The sequence below is a fragment of the Propionibacterium acidifaciens DSM 21887 genome, from assembly GCF_000426605.1.
GTDB lineage: Bacteria > Actinomycetota > Actinomycetes > Propionibacteriales > Propionibacteriaceae > Propionibacterium > Propionibacterium acidifaciens.
On the sequence record NZ_AUFR01000065.1, the window covers coordinates 1 to 3,830 of the forward strand.

The 3,830-nt window shown below is 69.5% G+C and carries 4 protein-coding genes; 3 read left to right on the forward strand and 1 reads right to left on the reverse strand.

All coding sequences use genetic code 11. The features are described from left to right. The first annotated feature begins 479 nt into the window (after positions 1–479). Complete coding sequence (locus K336_RS0112230) at positions 480–2,009, forward strand: MFS transporter (RefSeq protein ID WP_028707182.1); 1,530 nt, start codon at positions 480–482, stop codon at positions 2,007–2,009. A gap of 10 nt (positions 2,010–2,019) precedes the next feature. After that, positions 2,020–2,715, forward strand: a complete 696-nt coding sequence (locus K336_RS19830) for a TetR/AcrR family transcriptional regulator (protein WP_162142626.1) — start codon at positions 2,020–2,022, stop codon at positions 2,713–2,715. Positions 2,716–2,919: 204 nt separating this feature from the next. Here K336_RS19830 and K336_RS0112240 read toward each other — a convergent pair whose 3' ends face one another. Further along, positions 2,920–3,123, reverse strand: a complete 204-nt coding sequence (locus K336_RS0112240) for a hypothetical protein (RefSeq protein ID WP_028707183.1) — start codon at positions 3,121–3,123, stop codon at positions 2,920–2,922. A 122-nt stretch (positions 3,124–3,245) separates the two neighbouring features. Between K336_RS0112240 and K336_RS18155 the strand changes: the two genes are divergently transcribed. Beyond that, a partial coding sequence (locus K336_RS18155) for a transposase (RefSeq protein ID WP_411431128.1) occupies positions 3,246–3,830 on the forward strand: 585 nt, incomplete at its 3' end.

Here is a 3,830-nt window from a genome sequence, read left to right on the forward strand (position 1 = left end):
TTAATTATCTCGGGGCAGGCCGCCCTTCGTCTTCTGCGACACGCCTCCACGAAACCATCGACAACAGCTTAGATCATCCCTATGAATAAGCTTCAACGAAAGCGATTACGGATGGAGGAGTTGAGACATCGGTCGTCTCCAGCACAACTCCGGCTTCCTTAACACCTCGCCGATCGCCGCCCGCCACGAGAGCGGCGGCACGAAGTCACGATCGGACGTCTCCACCAGATCGTGGAGCCTGTCGCGCACCGAGGCGGGCACCCGCCCTGGCTTGTATCCCATCGGCGTACTTCTCCTTCTCGACGTGCCGCGGCCGCCGCCCCGGTAGCACTCAAGTCCTCGGGCGACCCGACCGACCAGAATGATAGTCTCTCACATATGGAATATGCTGGTGGTCTCGGATCCGAGTGACGCATCGGATCGCCGTCGCGGCCGGGCAGGGCGTCCGGGGTGCTGCGACCGAGAGGAAGTGGGACGTTGTGGGTGAGGACACGGGCCGGGCCCGGGCATCCGGGCAGGAGGCCTCCGGCCGCTGGGCCGGGCTGGTGTGTCTGTCGGTGGGCGTTGCGATGCTGTTCGTCAACACTGCCGCGGTGAACGTGGCACTGCCTGACGTGAGTGCGAGTCTGGACGCGTCGATGGCGCAGCAGCAGTGGGTCGCCTCGGCCTACAGCCTGGCCTTCGTCGTGGTCCTGCTGATCGCCGGTTTCGGGGGAGACCGCCTCGGCCACCGCCGGGTGCTGCTCATGGGGCTGGTCGGCCTGCTCGTCGGCTCAGTCCTGGGCACGGCGAGCCCCGTCGTGGGGTGCCTCATCGCGGCGAGGGCCCTGATGGGCGCGGGCGCGGGGATGTTCATCCCGATGAGCCTGGCCCTGATCGCCGATCTGTTCCCCCGCATGGCGGACAGGGCGCGAGCGCTCACCGTGTGGACCATCGCCGGGACCCTCGGCGCTCCGCTCGGACCGGTGATCGGCGGCGGGCTCACCTCGTTGGCCGGGTGGCGGGCGATCTTCGCATTCGACGTCGTCGCATTCCTGGTGGTGATGGTGTGGAGCCTGCGCGTGATCCCCCGGTCGAGGCGGCCGGTCGCGTCCGCCACCGGCCTGCCGTGGCGGGGCGGGCTGCTCGTCACCGCGGGGCTCGGTCTGCTCACGGCTGGGCTCATCAACGCCCAGCGCGCCTGGATGAGCCTGTCGGCCTGCGGCTCCGCCCTGGCAGGAGTGGTGCTCGTCGTGGGGTTCGTGGTGTCCGACCTGCGCACCGGGCGTCCGCTGACCGATCTGCGCCTGTTCGCCTCGACCCCCTTCGCGATCGGGGGGATCGTGCTGGCCACCGTGAACTTCGCGGTCTTCGGGCTGATCTTCGTCCTGCCCGCCTATCTTGAAACGGTCCTCGGCCACAACGCGCTGGTGGGCGGGCTGCTGCTCATGCCGTTGGTCGCCGGCGCGATCCTCGGTTCGTTGCTGAACGAGCACGCCACGCGTCGGCTGAGCCCCGCCGGCGCATGCAGAGCCGGCCTGACCCTGCTGGCCCTGGGCGCTGTCATCATGGGCGCCGCGACCGTCCGAGGCGGACTCGTCCTCATGGGCGTGGGCGAAGCGCTCGCCGGCCTGGGCATGGGCGTCTGCCAGCCCGTCGCGCTGTCGTGGGGACTCTCCCAAGTCGACAGCGACCGGCGGGGCACCGGGTCGTCCCTGCTCAGCGTCCTCCAACAGCTCGGCTCGGTGCTGGGCATCGGAGTGCTCGGCACCGTCGAGGGCTCGATCTACAGCACTGGCCTGACTGCCTCAGGTGTTCACGCGACGCCCGAGGCCACGAGCTCGGTGACGATCGCCTTCCAGCAGGCCGCCCGCTCGCCGGACGCGGCCGGACAGGCCCTCCGAGAGGCAGCCGCCCGCGCATACACCACGGCGACGGACTTCTCCCTGCTCACCTGCTGCCTGGTCGCCGTCGGCGCACTCGTCGCCGTCGTGGTGCTCGTGCGCCGCGGTGACACCCGCACCGGGTGATGATGCGACTGTGACCGACACCGATGCGCAGAGTACCGCCACGAGGCCGTCCGCTGCGCCGACTGGCCGCGGCACGTCGACGAGGACCGTGGCCGCGCGCCGGGCCTGGCAGGAGCAGAAACGTCGTACCACGAGGGACTCGATCCGCCGGGCCGGTCGCTCCCTGCTCGCCGAGCACGACTACGACGCCATCACGGTGGCGCAGATCGCCCAGCGCGCCGGGGTCTCGCAGATGACATTCTTCCGGCACTTCTCGACGAAGGAGGACTTCATCATCGGCATGATGATCGATGACGAGACACTCCGGATGATCCGGGCCGTCATCGCCGAACAGCCACCGGGCACGCCGGCACTTCGCATCGGGCAGGACATCGCCCACGAACTCGTCCGGCGCCTCTCCGCCACCGAGCTGTCCCAGATGGCAAACTGGGTCCGACTCATCGCCTCGCACCCCTCGCTCCTCGCCGCGCTGCACGGGCACCGCACCCGCTGGGTCGACACCATCGAGACCCTGCTCCGCCCCGATTCGCCCCCGGGGCAGGACCTCGGCCGTCGGATGACCGCCCTCCTCCTCCTGGACCACCTCGTCGAGACCCTTTCCTGGTGGGCCGCCCGCACGGACCCGGACGCGCCCAGCCCCACCGAGCTCGCAGACCTCGCCGCCGAGGCGGCCCGCGCCATCCTCGACGCCACGCGGCCGAGCTGATGGCGCCCCGCACGGTACTTGTCGCGGATGCGGGCGAGGTGGGTGATGACCGTGTGACGCGACAGGCAGAGCTCCCGGACGACGACGTCCGAGGCGTAGCGCGCCGGGACGCGCGCCACCATGGCCGACAGCAGGCAGCGGGGGACACGGAGCATTCTCCCCAGAAAGGGCCTTCTCAGGAGCAGGTCTGACTCATTGGACAGCTCAATGATCTCTGCGGGCCCCGGCCATCGGCGTCCGGGCCCGCTCAGCCGACCGCGTCCGCCCTCGAGCCGGCTCGGGGCCGGAGCCCGCCCCGTCGGGCCCGTCTCCGGCGGCGTCGACCTCCGGGACGGCCGCAGCGGCGGGGGCGGCCAGCTCCTCGAGGATCACGACGCCCTCGACGGAGACCCGGTCGAGATAGGCCATCGTGTCGAAGACGAGCTCGCGGGCGTTCTCGGGGTCTCTAGCACACCGCGAACACCGCTGTCCTCGCCGAAGGCAGACGCCTGCTCATCGCGGACCCGGCCCGCCTTGATGGTGTTCGCGTCATCGGGGTCGATGAGCACGTATGCGACACACCCGCCGGGGAGACAAGTACGTCACCGTCATCACCGCATCTCACCGGCGTGCATGAGGAAACCGGCCCGGCCAGGCTCCTCGACATGGTTCAAGGACGCTCCAAGGCCGTGTTCAAGACCTGGTTCGCCGAACAACCCCAGGTCTGGAGAGCTAGCATCAAGACCGTGGTCATGGACGGGTTCACCGGGTTCAAGACCGCCGCCGAGGAGATCTCTGAGGCCGTGCCAGTAATGGACCCCTTCCATGTCGTCCGCCTGGCCGGCGGACGCCCCGGACGAGTGCCGCCGACGCATCCAACAAGAAATCCACGTCCGACGAGGCCAGGCCGGGGACCCGCTCTACCAGGACCGACGTACCCTTCACACCGCGCCGGCCTGCTCACCGACAAGCAGAAAAACCGCCTAGACGCCCTGTTCGCCGATGACCGGCACGTGCAGGTCGAGGCCACTCGGGCCATCTATGGCCCCCCTGGGACGGGGCCGTGTTTCGTGGGTTTCCTGTGCTGTTTCGGATGCGGTGGGGGCGTGCGGGTCGGGGTCGCCCCGGAAGGAGAC